We start from the raw sequence: 23,982 nt of genomic DNA on the forward strand, positions 1-23,982 counted from the left end.
CCTGTGCGCTGGCGACAGTCAGATGACTGCCGCGGCAAATTTAGGACCAGTCTGATATGCAGGACGAAGCATTACGCATAGCATTAAATTGTTGACCCGTAACCACCAGGAGGAAGTCATGATACCGATGAGTGAGCTTGACGTAGCAGCTGTGTCCGGCGGAATGGGCGGCAGGGCGCCTGATCGTTCTAAAGTTGTAACGGACCCACGATACGACGCCGTGATGGGGGGAATGATCGGTGGCGGGATCGCAGGCTCGGCCGGTGGCCTTTTCGGCATGGCGGTCGGTGCCATCGGTGGCGCCATCGGGGGTGCGATAGCGACACCGCGTGTGTCCATGTCCAGAAAATAATATGCGTTACTTAAAAATTCTGTCCTTTGGCACCTGCGGTGGCCTGATCGCATGGGCAATGACGTCTCCATCAAGCTTCAATGACTGGAATCTGCTATCGAGTGTAATCATTTTTAATGCAATTGCATTTGCCGCTTCCTTGTCTGCGCAACGGCGTAAAAAATCCCATTGATAGCGTTTCGTGAAAAGACAGTCTGCAAACCGATGCTGTTCAGCCAATACTGAACAGCATTTTATCTTGCCGGTCTTGAGGCCGCTGTCGCACGCTTCACAGGACTAGTCCTGTTCGTTGGCGCACAATTCGACTTGTTTAAGAGCAAACAAGGCGGCGATGCCGGCATCGCGGCGCCAGGCGGGCATGCCGATATCGAGCCATTCCGCCATCGCATCCAGGTGCGATGGCTCCGAGACGCTGTGTTCGAGTTCGTCGAGCACCGTATCGCGGTCGATATACAGACTGTCTAGCCAGGCGTCGAACGAGGGCGCCAATTCCATCAGGCCGTGGGCGCGCTTGCCCGTCCAGTCCGGCAACTCCTGCACATAGGCCAGCACGCGGCCGGCGCCTTCTTCCGTCAAGTCCAGGTAGACCATGGAATTGCCGCCATCGCGGGCGAACGGCAGGATGCGCGCCGGCATGTCCGTATGTTTGCGCGCGGCGCGGATCTCGCCCACCAAGGTTTCATCGCAGAAATCTCCCTCGTCGGCGCTGAAAAAGGTATTAAAACCCATTTTTTCTACGCCACCATTACCGTCCGGCACATCGCTGGTGTAGTCGAACCAGGCGCCGTTGGCCACTCGCAAGAACGCCAGGAAGGCGGGCGGCAACGGTGCTTCCAGCAAGGCTTCGATGGCGGCGATCTGCTGCGCCGTGGGGGCAGGCTTGGCGCCCTCGAGCGCAAGGTGGCGGTATTGCGTGTAATAAGTCATTGATTATCCTTGTAAATTTTTTTTGACCGCCACGCCGTCCTCGCAGCCCGTCTCCACCTTGGCCAGCGCATCGACGAGGCCGGCCCGCAGCACGGCCATCGAACGGGCCTTCTCGTCGATCTGGGCAATTTTCGTTTCCAGCATAGCTCGTTTGGTCTGCGCATCGAGCGCATTTTCCTGCCAGACGACTATGACTTCGGCGATTTCCTTCAAGGTAAAGCCCAGCGCCTTGGCGTGACCGATCAGCTCAATGCGCCGCAAGGCTTGCGCCGAATATTCCTTGTAATTATTCGTCAGGCCCGGCTGCGGCGCTTCGTCCAGCAAACCCTGGCGCTCGTAGAAACGCACCGTGTCCTTGCTGACGCCCGTCAGGCGGGTAATTTCTCCGATGCGCATCGTTTTCCCTTGACCGTGGACTAAAGACCGCAGTTTACAGTAGAAACACTTTCAACTACGACACTTTTGCCATGCTCCCATACGACTACACCAAGCAGACCGTGCTGATCACGGGCGCCTCGTCCGGCATCGGCCGCGTCTTTGCGGAAACGCTGGCCGCGCGCGGCGCCCATTTGCTGCTGCTGGCCCGTTCCGGCGCCGTGCTCGACAGCCTGGCCAGGGACCTTTCCCAGCGCCACGGCATCCGCGCCCACGCGCTGGTGGCCGATCTGAGCCTGCCCGGCGCCGCTGCACAAGCCCATGCGCAGGCGTGCGCGCTGGGCATGCCGCCCGATGTGCTGATCAATAACGCGGGTTTCGCCACGCATGGCCGCTTCGAAAGCATCGACCTCGCGCGCCAGGCGGCCGAAGTAACCGTCAATTGCACGGCCCTGATGGAACTCACGCACTGCGCCTTGCCGCACATGCTGGCCCAGGGGCGGGGCGCCGTCATCAATGTCGCGTCCACGGCGGCCCTGCAGCCCGATCCCTACATGGCGGTGTATGGCGCCAGCAAGGCGTTCGTGTTGTCGTTCTCGGAAGCGTTGTGGGCGGAAAACCGCCAGCGCGGCGTGCGCGTGCTGGCCCTGTGCCCGGGCGCCACGGAAACGGCCTTCTTCGACGTGGTGGCCGCGCCCGAGGCGGCCGTGGGCAAGCGCATGGCGCCGCAAGCCGTCGTCGATGAGGCGCTGCGGGCGCTGGACCGGGGCCGCAGCAGCCACGTGGCGGGCCGGCCCAACCGGCTGCTGGCCTGGCTGCCGCGCTTGCTGCCCCGCCAGACCGTGCTGGGCATCGTGGAAGGCATGCTCAAGCCACGGACTTGATGCGCATCAAAACGCCATGGTGGCGAACATGGCCAGCACGGCCGTCGCCATGACGATGGTCGACAGCCAGCCCAGCGCCCGCAGGCGGCGCGAAATGGTCAAGGTGCCCATGATGGTTGGGCGCGACGCCATCACCATCATCAGGGCCATGATGGGTACGGAAATGACGCCATTGATGACGGCGCTCCAGTACAGGGCCTTGATGGGGTCGAGCGGCGAAAAGCACAGGGCCGCGCCGATCACCGTGGCCGTGACGATGATGCCGTAGAACTTCTTGGCCGCCCTGGGCGCCAGTTCCAGGCTGTTTTTCCAGTGAAAGGCGCCGGCCATGGCGTAGGCGGCAGAGCCGGCCAGCACGGGAATGGCCAGCAAGCCCGTGCCGATGATGCCCAGGCTGAACAGGGCAAAGGCGAAGTCGCCAGCGATGGGGCGCAGGGCGGAGGCGGCCTGGGCCGAGGTGTCGATATGCGTGATGCCTTGCGCGCCCAGGGTCACGGCCGTCGTCAGCATGATGAAAAACGCCACCAGGTTGGAAAAACCCATGCCGATGGCCGTGTCCATCTTGATGCGCTGGAATTGCCGCGGCGCCTGCTCGGGCGTGCGGCGCAAGGCTTGCGCGCCAGCATCGGCCTGCAAGTCTTCCACTTCCTGCGATGCCTGCCAGAAAAACAAGTATGGACTGATCGTCGTGCCGAACACGGCCACGATCATGGTCACCGAGGCGGTCGACCAGGTGAACTGGGGCCACACGGTGCGCAGCACCACCTCGCGCCACGGAATGTGGATCGTCAGCACGGTGGCCACATAGGCCAGCAAGCCCAGGGTCAGCCATTTCAGGATGCGCACGTATTGTTGATAGGGAATGAACACTTGCAGCAGCAGGGATAGCAGGCCGAAGCCGACAGCGTACAGGTGCGTGGGACCGCCGATGATCAGGGTCAAGGCATCGCCCATGGCGGCCACGTCGGCGGCGATATTGATGACATTGGCCAACAGCAGCAAGCTGACGATGGCGTACAGCAAGGATTTCGGATAATGGCGGCGAATATTCGTCGCCAGCCCATGCCCGCTGACCCGGCCGATCTTGGCGCTGATCACCTGGATGCCCAGCATCAGGGGAAACGTCAGGCACACGGTCCACAGCATGCCAAAACCGAACTGGGCGCCCGCCTGCGAATACGTGGCGATACCGCTGGGATCGTCGTCGGCCGCGCCCGTGATCAGGCCCGGCCCCAGCTTGCCCAGCCAGGTGTCGGATGGGTCCGCCTGCTGGCGGACGGCCTTCGCGCGGCCGCTGTCAATCTGCATGCGTCACTCCTGTGTGGTGGAGCGAGCAGCGTATCACAGGCGGGCGGCGGCCAGAAAGGGCGCCGCCCGGGAAAACATGCGGCTCAGTAGCGCGCATCCTTGGGCTTGCCGCCTTTCGGCCAGTCCTTGACCTTGTCGGGGAAGTCCGGGCGCGGCATGTGCGTAAAATATTCGGCCACGTCAACGGCGTCCTGGTCGGACAGGTTGCCTTGTCCCAGCGGGAATTTCTGGCCATGGCCCATCACCATGTTCGCCTTGACGAAGCCGGCCGCCGTGTAGGTGCGGGCCATGCCGGCGCCGATATTGAACGAGCGCTCGCCCCATAGCGGCGGGAAGGCCACTTCGCCGCCAGTGCCCCGGATGCCTTCGCCATTCGCGCCATGGCAGACGGCGCATTGCTCGGCATACACTTTTTTGCCGTGCACGGGATCGGGCAGCAGGGCGCGGGATATCTTCGCCACGCCGCGCCCTGGCACCTTGTCGTTCGCCTGCGTGGCGCCCTTCATCCAGTCGATGTAGGCGACCATCGCCTGCAGGTCGGGGCCGTCCACGGGCAGCGGCTTGCCGTGCATGGAGCGGCGGAAGCAGCCATTGATACGCTCGCCCAGGCTGATGACCTTGCCCGCGCGCGGCGCTTCCGCCGGGAAGAAGGCGGAAATGCCGAGGAAGGGCGAACCGTTGGCCACGGTGCCGCCGTTCAGGTGGCAACTGCTGCAGTTGAGGTCGTTGCCCACGTTTTGCGGCAGGCGGGCGCGCGTTTCCGTCATCAGCTGCATGCCGTGGATCAATTGGCTGGCATTCGGATCAGCCGTCAGGGCGGCGAAGCGGGGCGTGACAAAGCCGCCCGCGTCCGGCGCCTTGAGCTTGAGTTCCTTGCGCACCCTGGCGATCTGCGCAGGCGTGACGGGCGCGCCCTGGTTGCCCCACTTGCCGCGCACAAAGGTGAGGATTTCCGCCAGTTCCGTGTCGGACAGGCGCTCATACGCGGGCATGCCGAACGAGCGGGGCGACTGCTGCGTGACGGCCGACTGCCAGCCCGTCAGCGCAATATGGATGACGGAAGTGGCATCCTTCGATTGCACCGAGTCGTTCTGCGCCAGCGGCGGGAAGATGTTGTCCACGCCACGGCCGTCGCGGCGGTGGCACGTGGCGCAAAACTGCAGGTAGCCGAGGCCGCCGCGCGTGTTGTACAGCGCATCGTTGCTGGCTGCGACCGAAGGCGCCGGTTTTGTCTGCGACACTTGCGCGCCCGGTTTGGCCGGCAAGCCGTGCAGGTAGTGCGCCAGCGCATCGAGGTCGCGATCCGTGAAGTATTGCGTGCTGTGCGTGATGACTTCCGTCATGCTGCCCGCGGCCGTGCCGAAACTGTTGCGACCTGTCTTGAGCAATTGCACGATGTCGCCCGGTGTCCACAGATTGCGCAGGTTGACGGCATGCCAGCCGTCGAAGGTGAAGCCGGACAGGTAGTGTTTGCCGCCGCTGCCATCCTGCCCCATGGTTTTTTCCTGGAAAGCCACGCCGCGCGGCGTGTGGCAGGAGCCGCAATGGCCGAGCCCCTGGGCCAGATAGCTGCCCCGGTTCCACAGGGCAGACTTCGCGCTGTCGGGCTTGAACGGTGCGTCGTCGAGGAAGACGGCATTCCACAAGGACAAGCCCCAGCGCATGCTGAACGGCCATTTCATATCCGTTTCGCGGTTTTTCTGCACCACGGGCGCCACGCCGCGCTGCAAATAGGCGTACAGCGCCTGCATGTCGTCGGGCGTGATCTTGGCGTAGGAAGGGTAGGGCATGGCCGGGTACAGATTGTGCCCGTCGGCCGCCACGCCCTTGCGCATGGCGCGGTCAAACTGCGCGAACGTGTACGTGCCCAGGCCCGTCTTCGCGTCGGGCGTGATGTTGGTGCTGTAGATGGTGCCGAACGGCGTTTTCAGTTCCAGGCCGCCGGCCATGGCGGCGCCGTTCGGGCTGGTGTGGCAGGCCACGCAGTCGCCCAGGCGGGCGACATACTCGCCGCGCTTGATCAGCTCGGCCGACGCCGTGGGCGCAGGCGCAGCCACGGCGCTGGCGCAGAAGGCCAGCATGCCCAGGAGCAGCAGCCAGGTCGTGATGGAAAAGAAGAAGGCGGGAGGGCGGCGCGAACCGCGATGCAGGATGGAAATGGCGTTCATGGTGACCCTTTATTATCAGGGCCAAGCTTACGCAGTCGTCGCCACGGCGGAAATTGGGAGTTTCTTTCGATTAACTAGGTAATCTTCCCTAGTGTTTTCGCCTGAAAAATCGTGTAGGCAGCCTACAAGCTGGCCATGATGCGCTCGCGCAGCCAGCGGTGCGCCGGGTCCAGGTGCATGCGCTCGTGCCACACCATGGCCATCTCGTAGTCGGGCAGGGTGACGGGCGGCTCCCACGTGCGCAGGGCGCCCAGCGCGTTTTTCAGCAGGCGCGACGGCAGCAGGGCCACCATGTCGGACGCCGCCAGCAGGGGCGGGACGATCAGAAAATGCGGCACGGACAGCACCACCTTGCGCGTTCGGCCCAACAGTTCCAGCGCCGTATCGACGTTGCTGCGGAAACCGCCGCCGTTGGGCGAGACGACGATGAATTCCAGCGCGCAAAATTGATCGAGGTCGGGCGGCGTTTGCAACAGCGGGTGGTCGCGGCGACCCGCCAGCACATAGTGCTCGGTGAACAGGGTGCGGTGGCGTAAGCCGGGCGGCGCTTCTTCCCGGGCCAGGAATCCCAGGTCGACCTGGCCGCTTTCCAGCTCGTGCGCCATGCGCGCCGGCACGGCTTCGAACACGGCCATGCGCGACAGCGGCGCCTGCGCGCGCAGAGCGGGCAGCAGGGGCAGCAAGATCGCATATTCCGTGGCGTCGGCCGCCGCCAGGTTCCAGCGCACTTGGGCCGTGGCCGGGTCGAACGCCGATTCCGGTTGCAAGACTTGCTCCAGCTGGGCCAGCACGGCTTGCAAGGGCGCCAGCAGGGCCAGCGCGCGGGCCGTGGGCAGCATGCCGCGCGGACCGGGCAAGAGCAGCGGGTCATCGAAAGCGGCCCGCAGCTTGCCCAGCTGCACGCTGACGGAAGGCTGGCTCAGGTGCAGCCGCGCCGCCGCCCGCGTGACGTTGCGTTCAATCAACAGGGCGTTCAAGGTCAGCAGCAGGTTCAAGTCCAGCTTGTGCAAATCCAGCTTATGCAAATTGTTCATGGCTATACCTTGTATATCAACTATTCATTTCCACTATGATAGCGCAAGCCCTAGAGTAGTTCCTGTGATATCCATTCTTCATCCATTACAGGAATAAACCGATGCAACTCCATGAATATACAAGCTTTGATGGTCTGGGACTGGCCCAGCTGATGCGCGATGGCGGCGTTTCCGCCGCCGAATTGCACGATGCCGCCATGCGCGCCTGCGCCGTCGTCAATCCGCACATCAACGCCGTGGTCGAGGTATGGCCGGCCGATGTCACGCACATCGACCACGCGGCGCCGTTCGCCGGCGTGCCATTCCTGATCAAGGACGTGGCCGTCACGATGGCGGGCCGGCGCAGCGAAGCGGGCAGCCGCCTGGGCGCCGGCCATGTTGCCACAGTCGACTCCCACCTGATGACGCAGTTCCGCGCAGCCGGCCTGGTGACGTTCGGCCGCACGAGCACGCCGGAAATGGCGTTTGCCACCACCACGGAACCCGTGCTCTACGGCGCCACGCGCAATCCCTGGAACCTGAACTTGAGCGCGGGCGGCTCCAGCGGCGGCGCGGCGGCGGCCGTGGCGGCCGGCATCGTGCCGCTGGCCCATGCGACGGACGCAGCCGGTTCCATCCGCGTGCCGGCCGCGTCAACGGGCCTGTTCGGCTTGAAACCGAGCCGGGGACGGGTCTCGAACGGCCCCGCCATGGACGAGATCTTCAGCGGCCTGGGCGTGCAGCTGGGCGTAAGCCGCACGGTGCGCGACAGCGCCGCCTTGCTCGATGCCGTGCAAGGCGTGATGGTGGGCGAGCCGTATGTGACCGGCGCACCCGGCCACAGCTGGCTGTCGCAGGTGAGCCAGGAACCGGGCCAGCTGCGCATCGCCGTGCAGCGCGCCGCCTGCAATGGCGCCCATCCTGTGGCTGCCGTGAATAGCGCGCTGGACGCCACCGTGCGCCTCCTGGAAAGCCTGGGCCACCACGTGGAAGAAGTCTCGCCCGCGCTGGGCGTGTCGTGGGAAGCGTTCGTGCACGCGAATGCCGGCATCTGGTGCGCCAACCTGGTGCCGTGGATCGATGGCCTGGCGCAGGAGAGCGGGCGCGGCGTGTCGCTGGAGACCCTGGAAGCGGCGACCCTGGCCTGTTACCGCCATGGCAAAACGGTCTCGGGGGTGGACTTCGTTGCGGCCCTCGACGTGCGCAACACGGTCACGCGCCAGGCCGGCGCCTTGTTCGGCCGGTACGACGTGCTGCTGACGCCGACCATGCCGGATGTGCCGTGGCAGCTGGGCCGTTATGGCAAGGACGAGGAACAGCTTGATGGGCTGGGCTGGACGGCGCGCCTGTTCGAGCATTCGCCCTACACGCCGCTGGCCAACGTGGCGGGTTTGCCGGCCATGTCCGTGCCACTCGGCATGTCAAATGACGGTTTGCCGATCGGCATGCAGTTCATGGCTGGCTATGCGAACGATGGGATCTTGCTGCGCCTGGCGAGACAGCTGGAGCGGGCGGCGCCGTGGGGACAACGGCGACCGCCCGTGTGGGCAGGTAATTAAGTAGGGGAAAGGAGGAGGACTACAGGGCGGCGAGGCGGGCCGCGCCACGGCTTTCCAGGCGAAAGCGGGCTTTTTCCCACAGCCGGTCGTGGAAGGGCAAGACGATCACGTTGCAGATCGGCTCGACCACGGCCAGCAAGCCGCCGAAGGCCATGGACCCCGTGGCCCAGTACATGACGCCGAAGGCCACGCCCATGTGCAGGGTCGTCTGGCTGAGCTTTTCGCCGGCCAGGGCGGCAAAGCCCAGGCGGCTGGCGGCGTAGCGACGGCGAATCGCGTGCCAGGCTTTTTCATGCCAAGGCAGCAGAGCCACGTTGATGATCGGTTCGATGATTGCGGCCAGACCTCCAAGTGCCAGGGACCCCGTCAGCAAGTAGGCGAGGCCGAAGGCGATCGACATGTGCGTGCAGACCTGGCTGAATGTTTTGATGGCTGTGAACAAGGGAGGCTCCTTTCTGTTGAATTCGCTTATCCTTGATTTAGATAGTAACGATTCTCATTTACAAAAGGAAGTAAAATATTTCAACTGAACCCATAGATTGGCGCTATGGTTTGAGAAATATCAATTGCCCCTGCTGCAGGTACCTGCCACCATGGATGGCATCAAGCGCACGCAAGGGGGAGGGGAGGCGCTGCGCCAGGGCATGGCGCTGCACACGCGCCTGCTGGGAGCGGCGTTGCTGCGCATGTGAGCGGCAAAGCTCGCATGCGCAGTCGGGCCAGGCCTGTTACGGCAGGGTTTTCAGCACGGTCTTCGTGGGCACGGAGAAATTATAGTTGTCGTGGCGGTCCCAGTTGATCGACCACGTCATCACGCCGCGGAAGTCCGGATACGCCTGCAGCGGCTTGATGGTGCCGCAGTTGAGCAGGCGCGTCAGGCAATTCAGGGCATTGCTGACGTCGGCATTCGTCGTGAAACCCGAACCGGCCGAGCTGCGCCCCGACGGCACGCCGAAGCCCACCTGGTCCGGACGCAGGCCAGCGAAGGTATTGCCGCCATAATTGAATCCTTCGATCAGCATGCGTGCCGTGGCCACCAGCTGGTCTGCCGAGCCCGCCTTGATGGCGCCCGTGGCGTACGGCGTGTAGATATCGCCATTGTTGTAGTACTGCGGGTGCAGTACCGTCAGCTCGCTGCGCAAGGCATTGATGATGGGAATGTAGGCACCCCAGATACTGCCGTAGCTCGTGTAACCCCCTTCCACATACACCCATTCCGGCGCCATCGACAGGTAAAAGCTGCTGCCGACCTTGGTTTTCAGGTTTTTCACGGCGATCGGCAGATAAGTCTGGATGGCCGCGCCTTGCGCCACGCCGTTTTCCAGGTCCAGGTCGATGCCGTCGAAGCCATATTTCGTGATGATGGCGTACAGGCTGTTGGTGAAATTCGTCGCTTCGGCCGTGTTGCCGACGGAAACGGAGCCATTTTGCCCGCCCAGCGACAGGATGACTTTCTTGCCCTTGGCCCGCTTGGCGGCCACGTCGGCGATGAATTGCGCTTCCGTGCCTGCGCCCGGATCAATGGTCAGACTGACATTGCCGCCGCCCGCGTTGTCGCCGAAGGAGACGACGATCACGTCCCAGTCATCACTGACCTGGCTGATCGGATACGTGGCGCCGCTGGGGTTGGTGAAGTTGTGCCAGTAACCGATCAGCGCGTGTTTCGCCAGGCCCGTGGGGGTGGGCGTCGGTGTTGGAGTTGGAGTCGGTGTCGGGGTAGGCGTCGGGGTGGGAGTTGGCGTAGGTGTTGGCGTCGGTGTTGGGGTAGGCGTGGGTGTCGGAGTTGGCGTAGGTGTCGGCGTTGGCGTGCCGCAGTCGCCCACCGCCGTCCAGGGCTGGCCGCTGCCGGCGCCGCCGCTGCTGGTCGACGGGTTATTTCCTTGCGTCCACCAGTTGGCCGTGTAATTGACGTTGTTGTAGCTGGCCTGGCCGCCGCCGTTATAGGCCGTGCCGCTGTTCCACGGCGTGTAGCAGGCGACCGCTTGGGCCGAGGCGGCCAGCAGCTGGCTAGCGCTTGGGCTGGATGCGTCGCCGCTGCCGCCACCGCAGGCGGCCAACGTTCCCCCGAAGAGGGTAAGGATGAGGGTATTCATGACTGTCCGGTTCATTGCATCTCCTTGTGTATTTTTTTGGCCGGGCGGCTGGACACCGTCCGATTTTTCAGAGTGCAAGCATTGCAGGTGGTAGTCAACTGGTTTTGTTCTTTGCGCAAGATCACAATACCAGTTGCCGTCTTTCCCCCTATCCCGGGCGATGCGGGCCATACCAGTGGCTGTTTTCCAGTGTGCTGGTATGGTGTCCGGACATGGACTGATTGCCGAATTTGTTCGTTCTCATAGCTCGCCAGCTGATCCATGTCCTCCTAAAAACCGAGAAGATATATACACTTTTCGCCACCTGAAATTCACAATTGGCAAATTCGCTTTTCGCAAGCAGATGTCGAAAGCACCCAGTTATAATTGAATAATAATTTACTGAGGAATATACCCATGAAAAATTCCGTGGCGCTTGATATCAAATTAAAGTCAGTCATAGCATTGCTTCAAAGAGTAGTTATAGCCTTTTCCTCCATGGCAGCAATAGTTTTGGGCTTATATCTTGCGTATTTAAAGGATGTTGCTTCTGCGGCGACCTGCTTGACCACTGGAATCGTGCTGTTTGTTTTTAGCAACCTCGATTTATTCGAAAGTATCAAGGCACCTGGGATAGAGGCGACGATGCGTACAATCGACGCGAAAGTGCAAGAAGTTCAAGCACTAGCAAAGAAGGTCGCCAGCACCTCGTCAGTCACAGCCGAATTCTGCATGGAGATTATGGCCCGCATCGGAAGGCTTTCCGGGCCAATACCTCGCCCACAAGCTCTGCAGCTGGTCATGAAGATGCGAGATCAGTTGAGGACGTTGGATGTCGATGAAGCGACGATAGCCGAAATAATGAAGCCTTGGAATGAAATAATCGGCAACGAATTGATTGGAGTCGCTCATGAACGACTCCAGCATACTATGCTCTTAATTAGTCAAGGTATTGCTGAGAAATTACGTGGAGTAGCGCAACCAATCGATTCCAACGACCCGCGTTACCAAGCCTGTTCATTGGAGCAGGAGAAATTAAATAGATTGCATACTCTTACGCTAAACTTTTATGAGGCGGCCGCGGCAGAAAAGGTGGTGATGATCAGAAACCTATACAACATGATATCAATTACGTACGGTGAAACCTTGATCGACAGTGGCGACTTGGTCTTGCAATCGATTCACGAGGCAGACTATTTTATGAAGACAGGTAGTTTTCTCACCCAACAATTCTGGCTGAGCCATGATCCTATGAAAATAGCTCACTGAACCATATTCATAGTGTCGCCTGGAAACATCGTAAAGACCACGCTGGCGCCGGGAGCAGGGCGGGGAAGGGAGGAGGATGCCAGGCAAGGTCTTGCGGCGGCTACGGCGCTGTTTCCTCGCGCAAATCGGCATGCGGCACGCGCGACAGGTCCAGCAGCATTTGCGTCAAGGCCACGGTCTGGCGCTGCATCAGCCGGTAATCCGCACGGGTCACGGCGTCGACGCCATAGTTGAGCCAATAGGTCGGTTGCGTGACGTAATGCACCGTGGGAATGCGCCGGGAAGCGCGTACATATTGGCCCGCGCCAGGCCAGCCGGCATACTTCGAGCTGGGCTTGATTGAAGGCAACACGAACGCTGGCGCCGCATCGGCCTGCCGCAACATGGCACGGGACGCCTCCATCAGGGCCGGCGTGCGGGGCGAAAACACGGCGGCCGGCTCGAACCTGCCCGTGGGAGCCAAATAACCGTTGCTGTCGGGCAGCACTTCCAGCGCACCCAGGTTCCCGATGGCGAGCATCACGGCGATGCGCTGCATCAAGCCATCGTTTTCGTGCCGTTCGAGAAACTGTTCGGTGCCTACACCGCCGGCGAGGTCGCCGCTCGTCAGCAACAGCATGACGCTGCGCGGCAAGCTGTCCTGCGGCAGGCGCGTCAGGTACTGGGCCATGTCGACGATGGCGTTCGGCCCATTGTCTGCCAGCGCGTTCGTGCCATCCGTATGGCTGCCCAGCACCATCAAATCCTCGGACTTGCCGGGGATGATGCCGATCAGATTGCGCGTCTGCACCTGCCGCACGGTGGCAGCCATGGTCAGCCGCAGCACGGGCGCCGTGCCTGCCAGCACGCTTTCGCGCAGGCGCTGGCCACCGTCGCGGTCGATAAACACGCCGGGCAACTGGCGCACTTTGCCATCGCCGGGGGCATACAGGCCGGCCGCCGTCAGGGGCGGCGTATCGAGAATGACGATCACGCCCGCCGCACCGGCCGCCTGCAGGCTGTCCAGCAGGGCGATGAACGGCCCCAGCATCTGGAACTGGCGTGCATACGGCGTGTCCGGCCCCATGGCGTGGTCCGTATCGTGGACGTGCACGGCGGTCTGGTGAAACGCCTGGCCTGTCCACGCCACGGCGGGCATGTCGACGAGCACCAGCTTGCCGGCCAGGCTGGCATCGGGCCTGGCCCCCGGCGCCAGATAGGCGATGCGGCCCGTAATACCAGACGGCGGCGTTACGCCCGAATACGGGATGTAGCCGACCGTGGACAATACGCTAACTCTGTCGTCGTAGTGCAGTTCCAGGCCCCAGTCGTCCATTTGCACCGACCATTGCCGGAAGCTGACGGGCTCGAAACGCAGTTGTTTGACACCGGCGCGCGCCAGGCGTTCATGCAAGGCGTCGATATACGCTTCATGCCGGGGCGATCCGGTGGCGCGCAGGCGGCGCTCATCTAGGTCGACTTGCCAGTCCAGCAGCTGTTTTCTGGACAGGAACTGCGTGGCGTCGACCGTCACGGCAGCCGATGCAGGCAGGGCGCGCGCAGGCCAGGGACCAGGCTTGCTGGCGCAGGCGGACAAGGCGGCCGCGAGGGCCAGCGCGCCGGCGAGGGACAGGAAGCGACGGCAAGATGCTAGCGCAGTGCGTGCAGGTAGCTTGAGACTTCTCATGCAAAATAGTCGGTAAATACCTGATTTCATTGATATTGTAGGTCTTGAAAATACTGGTCACGGACGGCAATTTACCACGAGACCAGGCGCCGGGCCGGTACGCCTGAGCGGGCGACGCTTTTTCAAGCGCCAGGTTCCTTTCTTCAAAGAAAACCTGTAACTTCCTGCATGGCAGCGTGCCATGGCGAAAGCGAAAATCATGAAAAAGATATTGATACTGGGTGCAGGCGGACAGGTGGCGCAGTGGGTCATCCGCGCCTTGGCGGGTCGTGACAACATCGCCGTGACGCTGCTGCTGCGCAATCCCGGCAAGCTGCCCACACCAGTGCCGCCTAACGGCACCGTGCTGGCCGGCGACGTACTGGACCAGGCATTGCTGCGGCAAACGATGCCCGGTCACGACCTGATCTACGCCAATCTGGTGGGCGACGACATGGAAGACCAGGCCAACAGCATCATTACCGCCATGCAGGCCTCTGGTGTCGAGCGCCTGATTTTCGTCCTGTCGATGGGCATCTACAACGAAGTTCCCGGCAAATTCGGCGCATGGAACAACGCCAGGCTGGCGGAACACCTGAAACCATTCCGCCGCGCCGCCGACGCCATCGAAGCATCGGGCCTGGCATACACCATCGTGCGCCCAGCCTGGATGACGGACGAGGATGAAGTCGACTACGAACTGACGACGCGCCACGCGCCATTCAAAGGCACCGTGGTATCGCGCAAGAGCGTGGCAGACCTGATCGCCAGCATCATCGACGCGCCAGACATGCACCGGCACGCCAACTTGGGCGTGAACAAACCGAACACGGACGGGGACAAGCCGTATTTCATGTAGCGTGCTCAAGCGAAGGAATCCAGCGGCCGCGAGAGCGGCTCGCGGATAGGGAAAATCGCATTTGCGATTGGGGAGTTGGCGAAATGGGGGTTTTACGAAATTCATCCATAACTTCGCATAATTTATATTATGTCAAACCACGACCTAAGTTAGGGATGTTCATTTCGAGCGCCGCCCTAACGCTCTGATTAAATATGCTGTGCAAAATAATAAATGGACGTAGTGTAGCTGTGCCGTGCCCATCCTGGCCAGTATGCTATCTGGTGTGCCGCAGGAAAAATGAGTGCCACGGCATCAGGCTTGCGCTACACTATTTTTTCAGTCGGCGGAAGATGATGGCATCACAGAAAGGCACGGTGGATTTTCTGCTCGACTAGATGGCGGCCGCTGGCAGCCTCAGCGCGAAAAATATGTTGGGCGAGTACGGTGTGTATTGCGATAGCAAGATGTTCGCCATCGTCGCAGACGACGAGTTTTTCATCAAGCCAACGGAGACTGGCCGAACCTGAATCAGTAAACTCGGCGCGCCACAGGAGGCGCCGCCCTACCCGCAGGCCAAGTCGTACTTTTTAAGCAGACCTTGTGATTGATTCGAACACAAAATAACACCTCACTCGCCGTCGAGTAGATCGTGCGCTGCCGCCTTAAGCAATTGGTCGGCTTGCTCGTGAACAAGCAACCACTTAGCCAGTTCCTTTGCACGTACATCCTGCCGCGTTGCCAACAGTCCGAGCGCCGTTGTTGCGCTCAAGGCTCAGACACAAAGTCCTCCACAAGCGTAGCGAGCGTCTCGTTATCAACTTCGGACCAATCCGGCTCTGTCGGATATAGAAGCTGAATTTCCCGTGCCAAATTCATTCTCTGGCCGTCAACTGACTTTACGCTCGATAACCATCCGCCGGATCGCAGCGATTCCAGCCTCCATCTTTTGACGTGCTGAGCTGTTGGCCGAATGAACGACGATAATTGGAGGATTAAAGCCGCGCAACGCGACCGCTTCCTCTATCCACAAGATAACGTCATACCCGGTGCCTCGTTCATCATCGCCAAGATCATGGTCGAGGCTGATCTCGACAACCGCACCGGAGGTCAATAGTGATACCGCCTCATCAGGCCAGTACACTCGAGTCCATCCTTCAGGTGTGTTCCGCTCGTCGTCGAGGTAGACCTTCATTTCTTATACTCCGGAGATAGTGGCACGTGCCCCCATGGTGATGATACCTGACCGGATATCACAGTTACTGCACTTCTTGGATGAGACGCCGCTGCAGGTGGTGGTGATGGCGATCGAGGAAACCACGCATTTGGAAGCTCTCCCACCAGCGCACATTTGGTTGGCTCGGCAAGTATGTAGTGTCCTCCGCGATCTCTGGCTATAATTGTTATCCTGATGAAATCTGGCCGTCACTACAGATTCGCCCTCCCCTTGGACCAAGCTGGACTAGTAATATTCGTACTTATCGGCCAGGTCACGGCAGCAATTTTGATGAGCGTTCTGCCATCAAATTGCTGGATTCAAGAACATCCTACAAAACTCGTAGACATCCGTTCATCATTTCTGCCGCTCGACTCGTATTGAGTTTGGAATTCCCTCCACAACCATTTTATAGGCACCATTTTCTTTTGAAATCGTTACCTTCGGACGAAAGCTATAGTGATAGTGGTAAAAATATTCACTCTGCTTCCAAATCTGCCCATTGACAAGATTCACCACTGTTTCGCCTTCCCATCCACTAAATTCCCCATCTATTCTTGACTCAATCATTGATAACTCCTATGTGAATCGCCACGAGTCAGGTTATCGCTCATGAACCATACTGTTGAGTTGCACTGAAAATTGACCCACTTTCCCCACGAATTTGCAACGGAATCTGACCCACGTTAGTAGCACAATTCCACCTGTCTTATCGGCAGGAGATCGGAGTGATCAACGTGGCTCTACTCGGTATCATTCGACGCTGGCACCTTCGTGACCAGATCCCAATACGAGAAATCGCCAGGCGACTGGATATTTCACGCAACACCGTCCGACGCTATCTGCGCTCGGAAACCACTGAGCCCTCCTATGCGGAGCGGCGATCAGTTAGCGGATTAGACAAATACTCGGTGCAGCTATCCGCGTGGCTCAAGGCCGAGACGACTAAGCCGCGTAAGCAGCGGCGCAATTTGAAGCAGATCCATGAGGACCTGAAAGAGCTGGGCTATGCAGGGTCATACGACCGCGTGGCAGCGTTTGCCAGGCAGTGGAAGGCGGGTCAAACAGAGTGGGTCAATTCTGCGAGCAAACGAACACAACATGTCGCATTGGATACTGAACTGGCATTCCACACAGCGTTTGTGGAGTTCCATTCGTACCACGAAAAAGTGAAATATCTGCAGGCTGGAATCGTCAATCGCAGAATTCAGGTCGCGTTGGCCGACACCTACCACGACCCGCCTCTGCTCACGCGGCCCAACAAAGCGTTGCAGAAAAGCCATGCGTCGATTATTCAAGATCACATCTACACGCGTTTCCTCATTCGAATCTTTCATCGCGTACTCGGTCTTCCCTTGTCTCCCACAACCGATCCTCCACGACCTCTTTCGCAAGATGAACTTTGGCTCCATCCACAAAAGCCTTGAGATCACGTGGGAAGTTTGGTTCCAAGCTGTCCAGCAATTGAGCGTTCGCCTCAATCAATGCGGACCGCGAACCACTCCAACTCATCGGTCGAAACCGTTTAATGAACACGGCTAGTACGCTTTTGGGATCTGCTGCGTTGGAGAGGAGCGCTTTCGCTTGATCAGACCATAACTGGGGTCCACTCGTTTCCGATTGGTTCGCGAAAGTGACAACTGAGGATGCAAGCAGATACCGTTGCTCACGATCTCCCTCACACCATGCGATGAGGTTTTCGGTAGAGACCACGTCCATCGGGTTGCTCGAATGGCCACCTATATGTTCGAACGCGTGAATCCCTACCTGCTGATTCGCTTCATTACCTTCGAACAGCGCATCTAGAACGGCGACCGGGTGTAGCTCGAGCAAAGATTTTAATAACCCATTGTTATCAAATGAATAGGTCTCATTGGTCAATACCGCGTGCCTGAAGCGCGCAGCGATCTGAGACGCAACTGGCCCGCCGTCGGAATCGGAGAGGCAAGCTTTTATGACTACAGCGAGGGTATAGTCGTCAAGCTGATTATTCTTTCTAAAGGTGATGTGCGGAAGCATTTCGCGGCCAGCTCGAAGAAATTCAGGCTCGTTCTCTCGCTGATTCGCGCGGTTGGAAAACAATCGCATGGAAAGTACCTCTAGCGCAACCTCGAAACCCTCCGCGTGGGCTGCGACAAGCAAGAGCAAGTCGCAGAAAGCGCTAACGGCGAGGGTATTAAGCGTTCTGCCGTACGCCAAGGCCCCATACATTCGAACCGGAACAAGTCCATCATTCAAGGCTCGTGTAAGCCTTTCAATACACCGCTGGTCGAGTTCTACAGCGGAATGCAGCTCTGGGAGGAACGCTTGTAAAGCGCATTGATCGAGCGCTGCGTCGAGTAGATTATGCGCAAGGTTTTTGTCCTGTTCCCAGAGTGCTGTCAGAAAGCCTTTAAGAATCTGAATATTCCGTTGCTCAGGCAGGAGTACATCCAGTCCACTTGCAAGCCTCATCCAAGTAGCACGAGGAGCCATGGAAGCGCTAGCAAGTCCACAACCAAATACCCACGCTCTATTTCCTCCGCGAAGGATATCGGGGAGTATTTTTTCCAGCACTTCGTCGTCACCAGCTACTGCAGCACCGAGCTCGCGAGCAATTGCTTCCAACCGCGTCGTCTGGTTCTCGATGTCGTCATTTAGGTCGAAATCATCCAGGTCGAACCCAAACGACGACTGTCCCAGGACAAATGCACGCACCCTTTCAGTTAGATTTGAAGGCCTCAGATCACGCTCAAGTGAAGTCAGCAGTAAAGCGGCCTCAGACGCCATCCAATTCATATCGAATTTCATCAGACTACGGCACGCAGCCCATCCCTCTTGCCAGAACCCACGTGCGGAGAATCCACGAGCGAGCCTATCCAATTCGATGTGCATGTGTGCTGAAGCCCACATGCCGCGGAATCCTCGTGCAAGCCGCGCGCGCAGCTCATGTTCTAGCACCCCGTCAGTCAGTGCAAGGCGCTCAATCAACAAAAGAGCGGAACTGTACCATTGCGTAACGTCAGAACGATTCGCAGGACAGTAGCCGTAACCGCGTGACCTAGCTCCAAACTCGAAACCATAACTTGAACTGAAGTGGCCAGTCTGCAGCACCTTGTCTAACGCGGCCAGGCCTAGTGCACGCGTTCTGACATTTGTAGACCCGAGCAGCTGCTCGATCACGCTGAGCCGCTGTTCAATTGTTGCATGGGTACCGGATAGGTGTAAGGAGAACAAGGAAACGAAAATTTCCGTCGCCTGCTTGGCTTCGAGCTCATTACTGCTATTGGTGGCAACCATTTCCAACAATTTAACGCATCGTTCGAACAGTGCCTGGTCATAAGCAAGGGATCGCAACAATGGGAGGTGTTGCCGCCACATCATTGAATCCGCCCCAAGATGGCCGTCCTCTGCCCTCTCCATGCAAACTAACGTCGTCTCGGGCAGCACAGATGCGACGTTCGTAAACATTGCCCGACCCAGGTCATTGAGCACATTCAAGTTGCCGAGGAGGCCGCTTGGCGCAAGCCATTTCTCGACGATATTTATGGCCTTCGGATGGTCATGCAAAAAAGATAAGCGCCGCGAAAAAGACCGCGCCAGACGCTCTGTCCCGCCTGTGATGAAGTGTTGGTCAATGTAATTGTAAGGTATGCCGTCAAGTGCGCGCGCAGCAAGTCGGTTGGCGATAGCGTGGGGGAGCACTGCTCGCCAGTTGCCCCGCTGCTGCACCAGATCGCGCCGAAACAACTCACCGACATGGCGATATATCTCGGCCGGAGCTTGGCCTATGAGTGCAGCCAGCCGCGGGAGCTCAGCTTCACTCCCGTCAAGAATCTCACCTTGAAATGAGTAAAGGAGAGAGCATGCTTGGGCCGCAAGGAGCAACGCGTTATCCGGATCGTACCGCTGCCGGAAGAGGCGTTGAAAAAGTTCATCGTTCGACAGACCCGCGATGGAGTCCGAGTGTTCAACAGTCTCTGCAAGCGCGATTGCGATTCGTGCGTTGCCACCAGACGCATCGGCAATAGTACCTGCGTCTACCTGGGATAGATTTGCGTATCGACGCCGGACCAGCTTCTCAATTAACTCGACCGAAGACGTCTCGAGCGTGACTACTAGAGTCCCCTCAGGCTGGTCGTCACGCACGTCGTACTCAATCGTGAGGACGCTGATCGTGCTGTGTCGGCCACTGCACAAATCAGTGAGCCTTCGATGTAGATCGGGAGGGCAGTTATCGACGATTAGAACTGCGCGGGTCCGGTTAGCGATCAAATCGGACGCCAAGCCAGTCGGTTGTGGATCCGGATCATCCGACAAGTTTGTGTATACCGCTAGGGAGGACGGCAATGGCCGACTTGCAATTCTAGCGTCGAACAAACATTGTGCAAAGCGCGTTTTTCCGACACCTGATAAGCCGACTAAGCGCACAATTTTTCCAGAGTCGGCCAATTTATCGCGAAGCCTATCAATCCCATGCGACAACGATTGGGGGATCGAATTGCGCTCGCCTCCGAAGTGGAGGCGCATCTTGTCATCGAGCAGATACTCTGCATCAGTACCTTCAGCTACACCGGTCCAAGAACCGTAAGGACGCCAACCAACGAGAGACCTACCAACTTTCACCTTGACCCAACAAATCAGACCGGGAAAGCGCCGCACCCAAGTCGCCAAACGAGTCCGGTCATAAAAATCCGTGTGCAACTGCTCACCATTGCCTTCACCTATCAAAGCCTCGCGCATGGCTTTGTTGCGATTGCGAAGGGCGCTGTCACTCGTTGCCCCTTTGGAACTGACAATGACATATGCGCCCGCCTCATCAGCAAGTTCTTGAATAACTGGACGAATAAGGCTTTTGGGGCGCATCTCCGCAATGATCTCGCTCCGCGGCATGTCCGGAGTCTTGACTTGGAACCCTGTTGACCTGCGAGGGATGAAGCCCTCAATGGATATCGCTGGTGATAAGGCCACGCGTACGTCAAGCCCGCCATCAGTTGCCGTCTGATTGCCACCCCATGTTACGGCTGCAGGTGATATACCACGGCCTTCCAGCTCTGCCTCACAGAGGCGCCCGACCAGTTCCCTTAGGTCGATGTCGTTGAGCTGAGCAATATCGTCGGGCGTAATGTCGAACAATGGAATTCTCCGTGGTTTGGAATCACATTGTACGTCCCAGGAAGTGGCATGCAGACGTAAACTTGCTGCAAAGCTGCCGTCGCAATCAAATCAATTCTTGTTGATTTCGATTCTGTCATCACAACCCCTAAGCTGGCGGTTGCCTGGCACTCCATTTGATGGCGGGCGCGGCGGAGATTCCCCGGACCTGGGAGACGCTGTTCACCCAAGCTGCGCTGAAGGTTTACCTTCGATTTCGTTGACCGCCTTGCCGGTACCGAAACTGAGGCTCATTGCCGCATGCCCAGTGCGGAAAGCTTCTCAATCCAGCATACATTCATGAGCATAACTAATTAATGCGTCGTATTCGCTGGGGAAAGCGAACGCTGAAAGAGGAAGAGCGCTGGGCGGGCGCTGCTCGTATTGCGCAGTAGCGATAACGGTTGCGCATCTTCATGGAATGTTGTTAGACTGGGAACAAGCTCTGGTCCGGCCGAGTCCACGTCTCAACAGGATCGCAATATAACTATCGTTCTACCTTTCTCCCAACCATGCGTTTTCGCACGTGCGGGGAAGCACCGTGGATTCTCTGTGCGTCACTAATTGGAAAATGCATGTCCACCTCTATCAATACCATCACCCACGCCCTGCGCGTGTCGCTGGCCGATGCCGGCTCACCCATCGTCCTGGGCCACGCCTTCCAGCTGGTCGCCGCCGCGTTCGGCTATCCCAGTTCAGGAGTCCTGCAGGCGTCAGGCGAACCGAAGAAACTCACCGATTCGATGCACTGGATCGTCGACCTCGCACAGATAAGGCAGCGTGCAGCATCTCTAAGTGTGGCGGTCGACATCGACGCTTTCTTGCAGGCAATGGCCGACGCCTCGCGAGAGCTAGGCGGTCCGCGCATCCATACGTCGGATGGCGATCTGGAGCAGGAATTTCTCGAAGCTGCCATAGAAAACGCGCTCGACGACGATGACGTTTCGAGGCAAATGGCCAACACCAACACCACCGGCCCCTGGGAGGCGAACTTGGAGTTCGCTGATGCGACACCGCTGCCGCTCCGCATTGGCGAGGTATTTACGATCAGCTATGAGGGTCAGATCCAGGGCGAACCGGACGATGACCGGCCCTACAGCGGGCATGCTGCCAACGTTTCTGTCCAGGTTTCGCTAACTGCCGTCGGTAGACGGCTTGTCATCGGACCACCCAAGGTCGAAGTGATGGGCGCGGAGCTCGACGCGGGCTACTATGGCATGGACGACGACGGCTCCGGCCCTCCGCTGGGTCGGATGGAGGCTTAGATGGAACTTGGTGTGCCATTCGAGGAGCGTGAGCAGCTTGAGGGCGCCGAGTCGACAGGCGACACTACCAGCGCAGGTGCATCGAATGTCGCACCCGAAGCCTGGTTGCGTCACGTGCTGACGCATATCACCGATCATCCCGTCAACCGGGTTGATGACTTCTTGCCTTGGAACTGCAAGCTGCCAGCAGCCCTTTGAGATCACGCCGCTTCCCAGCGGTGTTGTGACTTTCTGAAATAAACGCGACGAAAGGTATTGCGGCACAGGGCTAGGCCAACTTGATTTTGCTAAAAGCTGCGACGATTTTTCGCTGAATAGCTGCGACTAATCCAAAGGGATAACGAAATGGCTGCGAACGACGTCGTCCCTGAACTGACAACTTCCGTAACGCCACCAGCAGAGGCAGGGAGCGGCTGGTTCCGCCCCAGGCTGGGTGAAAACTCCAAATCTCAAAATATTCGTGGGTAGGGTTACCATTCCCGCCACCGAGAAAACGGGGTAGCGCGCGTTTTGAGAGGCCGATTTTTGAAGAACCAGAATTTTTCTGCGTTTCCACACAGCCTGGCCTCAAAGCAGAAGTTCAGCTTGGCGGCAGAGGTCTCCCTAAGCGCACCCTCCCCACACTGTCATTTTCGAAATGTTGAGTGATGAGGAATCCATATATACCTAGAGATCGGAGAATGTAGTGTAGGACGGGAGCGATTCGCATAGCAAAACTAATATGCGGTTTACTTGCACACAGGACACAGATATAGTCTAGGCAACAAATTAGTGCGGACCTGATTGGAGCATTTAGGCATGAACTCATCTTATACCCGTCCCATCAGGCCTGTAATCCTTGTCGTGGACGACACGCCGGATAATCTTCTGTTGATGGCCAACTTGCTCAAGGATAGTTATACGGTCAAAGCAGCGAATAACGGCGAGAAAGCACTGCGCATCGCGCGCGATGTACCGCCGCCCGACCTCATCCTGCTTGACATCATGATGCCTGGGATGACCGGCCACGAAGTGGCGCAGGCACTGCAGGGCGACCCGGCCACGCGCGACATACCCATCATCTTCTTGACCGCTATGGCCTCCAGCGAGGACGAGACGCACGGTCTGGAGCTGGGCGCGGCCGATTACATCACCAAACCGATCAGCCCGCCCGTGGTGCTGGCGCGCGTACGCACCCAACTCAAGGTCAAAGACGCGGCCGACTTCCTGCGCGACAAGAACGAGTACCTGGAACAGGAAGTCCAGCGCCGCACGCGCGAGCTGGGTGCGATCCAGGATGTCACGATCCACGCCATGGCCTCGCTGGCCGAGACGCGTGACAACGAGACCGGCAACCACATCCGCCGCACCCAGCACTACGTCAAGGTGCTGGCCGAACATCTGAGCGAGCATCCGCGCTTCCGCGCTTTCCTCGACCCCGACACCATCAAGCTCTTGTTCAAGTCGGCGCCGTTGCACGACATCGGCAAGATCGGCATCCCCGACCGCATCTTGCTCAAGCCTGGCCGCTTCGAACCCGAGGAATTCGAGATCATGAAGACCCACACCACGCTCGGGCGCGACGCCATCGCCCACGCCGAACAACAACTGGGCATGGACGTCGACTTCCTGCGCCTGGCCAAGGAGATCGCCTACTCACACCAGGAAAAATGGGACGGCAGCGGCTACCCCGAAGGCCTGGCCGGCGACGCCATCCCGATTTCGGCGCGGCTGATGGCGGTGGCCGACGTCTACGACGCCCTGATCAGTCGTCGCGTCTACAAGGAAGGCATGCCGCATGAAAAGGCAGTGCAGATCATCGCCGAGGGGCGCGGCTCGCACTTCGATCCCGACGTCTGCGACGCCTTCCTGGCCAACCTGCCCGCCTTCCAGCAGATCGCCGCGCGCTACGCCGACAGCGACCAGGACATGGCCAAGCAGGCTGCCGCCATCGCACACACCCTGCCTGCACAGTGAGC

The 23,982-nt window shown here is 59.3% G+C and carries 19 protein-coding genes and 2 pseudogenes; 10 read left to right on the forward strand and 11 right to left on the reverse strand.

Annotated elements, in window-relative coordinates; genetic code table 11:
- Positions 1 to 628 precede the first annotated feature (628 nt).
- Together AC3IQ7_RS16095 and AC3IQ7_RS16100 are read right to left on the reverse strand one after the other, a co-directional pair.
- Positions 629 to 1,279 carry an SMI1/KNR4 family protein gene (locus tag AC3IQ7_RS16095; protein WP_489206651.1) on the reverse strand — a complete coding sequence of 217 codons (651 nt, stop codon included), beginning with the start codon at positions 1,277 to 1,279 and terminating at the stop codon, positions 629 to 631.
- 3 nt (positions 1,280 to 1,282) lie between these two features.
- Positions 1,283 to 1,675: a MerR family transcriptional regulator gene (locus AC3IQ7_RS16100; protein WP_322426900.1), complete on the reverse strand. Its 393-nt coding sequence runs from the start codon at positions 1,673 to 1,675 to the stop codon at positions 1,283 to 1,285.
- 71 nt (positions 1,676 to 1,746) lie between these two features.
- Here AC3IQ7_RS16100 and AC3IQ7_RS16105 point away from each other — a divergent pair, with 71 nt between their 5' ends.
- Positions 1,747 to 2,538 (forward strand): SDR family NAD(P)-dependent oxidoreductase, encoded by a 792-nt coding sequence (locus AC3IQ7_RS16105; RefSeq protein WP_322426899.1) that lies wholly within the window; start codon positions 1,747 to 1,749, stop codon positions 2,536 to 2,538.
- A gap of 6 nt (positions 2,539 to 2,544) precedes the next feature.
- Here the strand turns inward: AC3IQ7_RS16105 and AC3IQ7_RS16110 are convergent, their stop codons facing one another.
- The 3 genes from AC3IQ7_RS16110 to AC3IQ7_RS16120 all read right to left on the reverse strand — a co-directional run bounded on the left by AC3IQ7_RS16110 (position 2,545) and on the right by AC3IQ7_RS16120 (position 7,048).
- Complete coding sequence (locus tag AC3IQ7_RS16110; RefSeq protein WP_489206652.1) at positions 2,545 to 3,846, reverse strand: NRAMP family divalent metal transporter; 1,302 nt, start codon at positions 3,844 to 3,846, stop codon at positions 2,545 to 2,547.
- Positions 3,847 to 3,929: 83 nt separating this feature from the next.
- The gene (locus AC3IQ7_RS16115) at positions 3,930 to 5,927 is read right to left on the reverse strand and encodes a c-type cytochrome (RefSeq protein WP_489210465.1); all 1,998 of its coding nucleotides are present in this window, start codon (positions 5,925 to 5,927) and stop codon (positions 3,930 to 3,932) included.
- A 209-nt stretch (positions 5,928 to 6,136) separates the two neighbouring features.
- On the reverse strand, positions 6,137 to 7,048 hold the full coding sequence (locus tag AC3IQ7_RS16120) for a LysR family transcriptional regulator (protein ID WP_489206653.1): 912 nt from the start codon (positions 7,046 to 7,048) through the stop codon (positions 6,137 to 6,139).
- 101 nt (positions 7,049 to 7,149) lie between these two features.
- On the opposite strand from AC3IQ7_RS16120, the gene AC3IQ7_RS16125 reads away from it, so the two are divergent.
- Positions 7,150 to 8,586: an amidase gene (locus AC3IQ7_RS16125; RefSeq protein ID WP_489206654.1), complete on the forward strand. Its 1,437-nt coding sequence runs from the start codon at positions 7,150 to 7,152 to the stop codon at positions 8,584 to 8,586.
- Positions 8,587 to 8,605: 19 nt separating this feature from the next.
- Here AC3IQ7_RS16125 and AC3IQ7_RS16130 read toward each other — a convergent pair whose 3' ends face one another.
- Positions 8,606 to 9,028: a DUF2061 domain-containing protein gene (locus tag AC3IQ7_RS16130; protein WP_322426895.1), complete on the reverse strand. Its 423-nt coding sequence runs from the start codon at positions 9,026 to 9,028 to the stop codon at positions 8,606 to 8,608.
- A 124-nt stretch (positions 9,029 to 9,152) separates the two neighbouring features.
- On the opposite strand from AC3IQ7_RS16130, the gene AC3IQ7_RS16135 reads away from it, so the two are divergent.
- Entirely contained in the window at positions 9,153 to 9,278 is a 126-nt protein-coding gene (locus AC3IQ7_RS16135; protein ID WP_489206655.1) for a hypothetical protein, read from the forward strand.
- A 36-nt stretch (positions 9,279 to 9,314) separates the two neighbouring features.
- Here AC3IQ7_RS16135 and AC3IQ7_RS16140 read toward each other — a convergent pair whose 3' ends face one another.
- A complete protein-coding gene (locus AC3IQ7_RS16140; RefSeq protein WP_489206656.1) occupies positions 9,315 to 10,679 on the reverse strand; it encodes a chitinase in 1,365 nt (454 codons plus the stop codon).
- 396 nt (positions 10,680 to 11,075) lie between these two features.
- On the opposite strand from AC3IQ7_RS16140, the gene AC3IQ7_RS16145 reads away from it, so the two are divergent.
- On the forward strand, positions 11,076 to 11,927 hold the full coding sequence (locus AC3IQ7_RS16145; protein ID WP_489206657.1) for a hypothetical protein: 852 nt from the start codon (positions 11,076 to 11,078) through the stop codon (positions 11,925 to 11,927).
- Between the two features lie 100 nt (positions 11,928 to 12,027).
- Here AC3IQ7_RS16145 and AC3IQ7_RS16150 read toward each other — a convergent pair whose 3' ends face one another.
- Positions 12,028 to 13,593 (reverse strand): PA domain protein, encoded by a 1,566-nt coding sequence (locus AC3IQ7_RS16150; protein WP_489206658.1) that lies wholly within the window; start codon positions 13,591 to 13,593, stop codon positions 12,028 to 12,030.
- Between the two features lie 199 nt (positions 13,594 to 13,792).
- Between AC3IQ7_RS16150 and AC3IQ7_RS16155 the strand changes: the two genes are divergently transcribed.
- On the forward strand, positions 13,793 to 14,431 hold the full coding sequence (locus AC3IQ7_RS16155; RefSeq protein WP_489206659.1) for an NAD(P)H-binding protein: 639 nt from the start codon (positions 13,793 to 13,795) through the stop codon (positions 14,429 to 14,431).
- 377 nt (positions 14,432 to 14,808) lie between these two features.
- Positions 14,809 to 14,940, forward strand: coding sequence for a TfoX/Sxy family protein (locus AC3IQ7_RS16160; RefSeq protein WP_489206660.1), 132 nt, complete (start codon positions 14,809 to 14,811; stop codon positions 14,938 to 14,940).
- Between the two features lie 359 nt (positions 14,941 to 15,299).
- Here AC3IQ7_RS16160 and AC3IQ7_RS16165 read toward each other — a convergent pair whose 3' ends face one another.
- Complete coding sequence (locus tag AC3IQ7_RS16165) at positions 15,300 to 15,605, reverse strand: cyclic-phosphate processing receiver domain-containing protein (RefSeq protein WP_426088452.1); 306 nt, start codon at positions 15,603 to 15,605, stop codon at positions 15,300 to 15,302.
- Positions 15,606 to 15,983: 378 nt separating this feature from the next.
- Positions 15,984 to 16,196 carry a hypothetical protein gene (locus AC3IQ7_RS16170; protein ID WP_071653779.1) on the reverse strand — a complete coding sequence of 71 codons (213 nt, stop codon included), beginning with the start codon at positions 16,194 to 16,196 and terminating at the stop codon, positions 15,984 to 15,986.
- Positions 16,197 to 16,354: 158 nt separating this feature from the next.
- Here AC3IQ7_RS16170 and AC3IQ7_RS16175 point away from each other — a divergent pair.
- A pseudogene (locus tag AC3IQ7_RS16175) lies at positions 16,355 to 16,681 on the forward strand (helix-turn-helix domain-containing protein); the annotation flags it as partial.
- A gap of 265 nt (positions 16,682 to 16,946) precedes the next feature.
- Here the strand turns inward: AC3IQ7_RS16175 and AC3IQ7_RS16180 are convergent.
- On the reverse strand, positions 16,947 to 20,741 hold the full coding sequence (locus tag AC3IQ7_RS16180) for a hypothetical protein (RefSeq protein WP_489206661.1): 3,795 nt from the start codon (positions 20,739 to 20,741) through the stop codon (positions 16,947 to 16,949).
- Positions 20,742 to 21,334: 593 nt separating this feature from the next.
- On the opposite strand from AC3IQ7_RS16180, the gene AC3IQ7_RS16185 reads away from it, so the two are divergent.
- From AC3IQ7_RS16185 to AC3IQ7_RS16195, 3 genes and pseudogenes are all read left to right on the forward strand, one after another.
- Positions 21,335 to 22,024 carry a hypothetical protein gene (locus AC3IQ7_RS16185; RefSeq protein ID WP_489206662.1) on the forward strand — a complete coding sequence of 230 codons (690 nt, stop codon included), beginning with the start codon at positions 21,335 to 21,337 and terminating at the stop codon, positions 22,022 to 22,024.
- A 9-nt stretch (positions 22,025 to 22,033) separates the two neighbouring features.
- Positions 22,034 to 22,222: pseudogene (locus AC3IQ7_RS16190) on the forward strand (transposase domain-containing protein); the annotation flags it as partial.
- A 600-nt stretch (positions 22,223 to 22,822) separates the two neighbouring features.
- On the forward strand, positions 22,823 to 23,980 hold the full coding sequence (locus AC3IQ7_RS16195; RefSeq protein WP_099393667.1) for a response regulator: 1,158 nt from the start codon (positions 22,823 to 22,825) through the stop codon (positions 23,978 to 23,980).
- Positions 23,981 to 23,982 lie beyond the last annotated feature (2 nt).

The sequence above is a fragment of the Janthinobacterium sp. GL_088 genome (assembly GCF_057837845.1).

What these genes read in the sequence shown, in the direction of transcription:
- AC3IQ7_RS16160 (WP_489206660.1), top strand. Translation starts at nt 14,809, where the DNA reads ATGGCGGCCGCTGGCAGCCTCAGCGCGAAAAATATGTTGGGCGAGTAC.
- AC3IQ7_RS16155 (WP_489206659.1), top strand. Translation starts at nt 13,793, where the DNA reads ATGAAAAAGATATTGATACTGGGTGCAGGCGGACAGGTGGCGCAGTGG.
- AC3IQ7_RS16095 (WP_489206651.1), bottom strand. Translation starts at nt 1,279, where the DNA reads ATGACTTATTACACGCAATACCGCCACCTTGCGCTCGAGGGCGCCAAG.
- AC3IQ7_RS16165 (WP_426088452.1), bottom strand. Translation starts at nt 15,605, where the DNA reads ATGAAGGTCTACCTCGACGACGAGCGGAACACACCTGAAGGATGGACT.
- AC3IQ7_RS16170 (WP_071653779.1), bottom strand. Translation starts at nt 16,196, where the DNA reads ATGATTGAGTCAAGAATAGATGGGGAATTTAGTGGATGGGAAGGCGAA.
- AC3IQ7_RS16115 (WP_489210465.1), bottom strand. Translation starts at nt 5,927, where the DNA reads ATGCTGGCCTTCTGCGCCAGCGCCGTGGCTGCGCCTGCGCCCACGGCG.
- AC3IQ7_RS16145 (WP_489206657.1), top strand. Translation starts at nt 11,076, where the DNA reads ATGAAAAATTCCGTGGCGCTTGATATCAAATTAAAGTCAGTCATAGCA.
- AC3IQ7_RS16185 (WP_489206662.1), top strand. Translation starts at nt 21,335, where the DNA reads ATGTCCACCTCTATCAATACCATCACCCACGCCCTGCGCGTGTCGCTG.
- AC3IQ7_RS16100 (WP_322426900.1), bottom strand. Translation starts at nt 1,675, where the DNA reads ATGCGCATCGGAGAAATTACCCGCCTGACGGGCGTCAGCAAGGACACG.
- AC3IQ7_RS16150 (WP_489206658.1), bottom strand. Translation starts at nt 13,593, where the DNA reads ATGAGAAGTCTCAAGCTACCTGCACGCACTGCGCTAGCATCTTGCCGT.
- AC3IQ7_RS16105 (WP_322426899.1), top strand. Translation starts at nt 1,747, where the DNA reads ATGCTCCCATACGACTACACCAAGCAGACCGTGCTGATCACGGGCGCC.
- AC3IQ7_RS16120 (WP_489206653.1), bottom strand. Translation starts at nt 7,048, where the DNA reads ATGAACAATTTGCATAAGCTGGATTTGCACAAGCTGGACTTGAACCTG.
- AC3IQ7_RS16195 (WP_099393667.1), top strand. Translation starts at nt 22,823, where the DNA reads ATGAACTCATCTTATACCCGTCCCATCAGGCCTGTAATCCTTGTCGTG.
- AC3IQ7_RS16125 (WP_489206654.1), top strand. Translation starts at nt 7,150, where the DNA reads ATGCAACTCCATGAATATACAAGCTTTGATGGTCTGGGACTGGCCCAG.
- AC3IQ7_RS16110 (WP_489206652.1), bottom strand. Translation starts at nt 3,846, where the DNA reads ATGCAGATTGACAGCGGCCGCGCGAAGGCCGTCCGCCAGCAGGCGGAC.
- AC3IQ7_RS16140 (WP_489206656.1), bottom strand. Translation starts at nt 10,679, where the DNA reads ATGAATACCCTCATCCTTACCCTCTTCGGGGGAACGTTGGCCGCCTGC.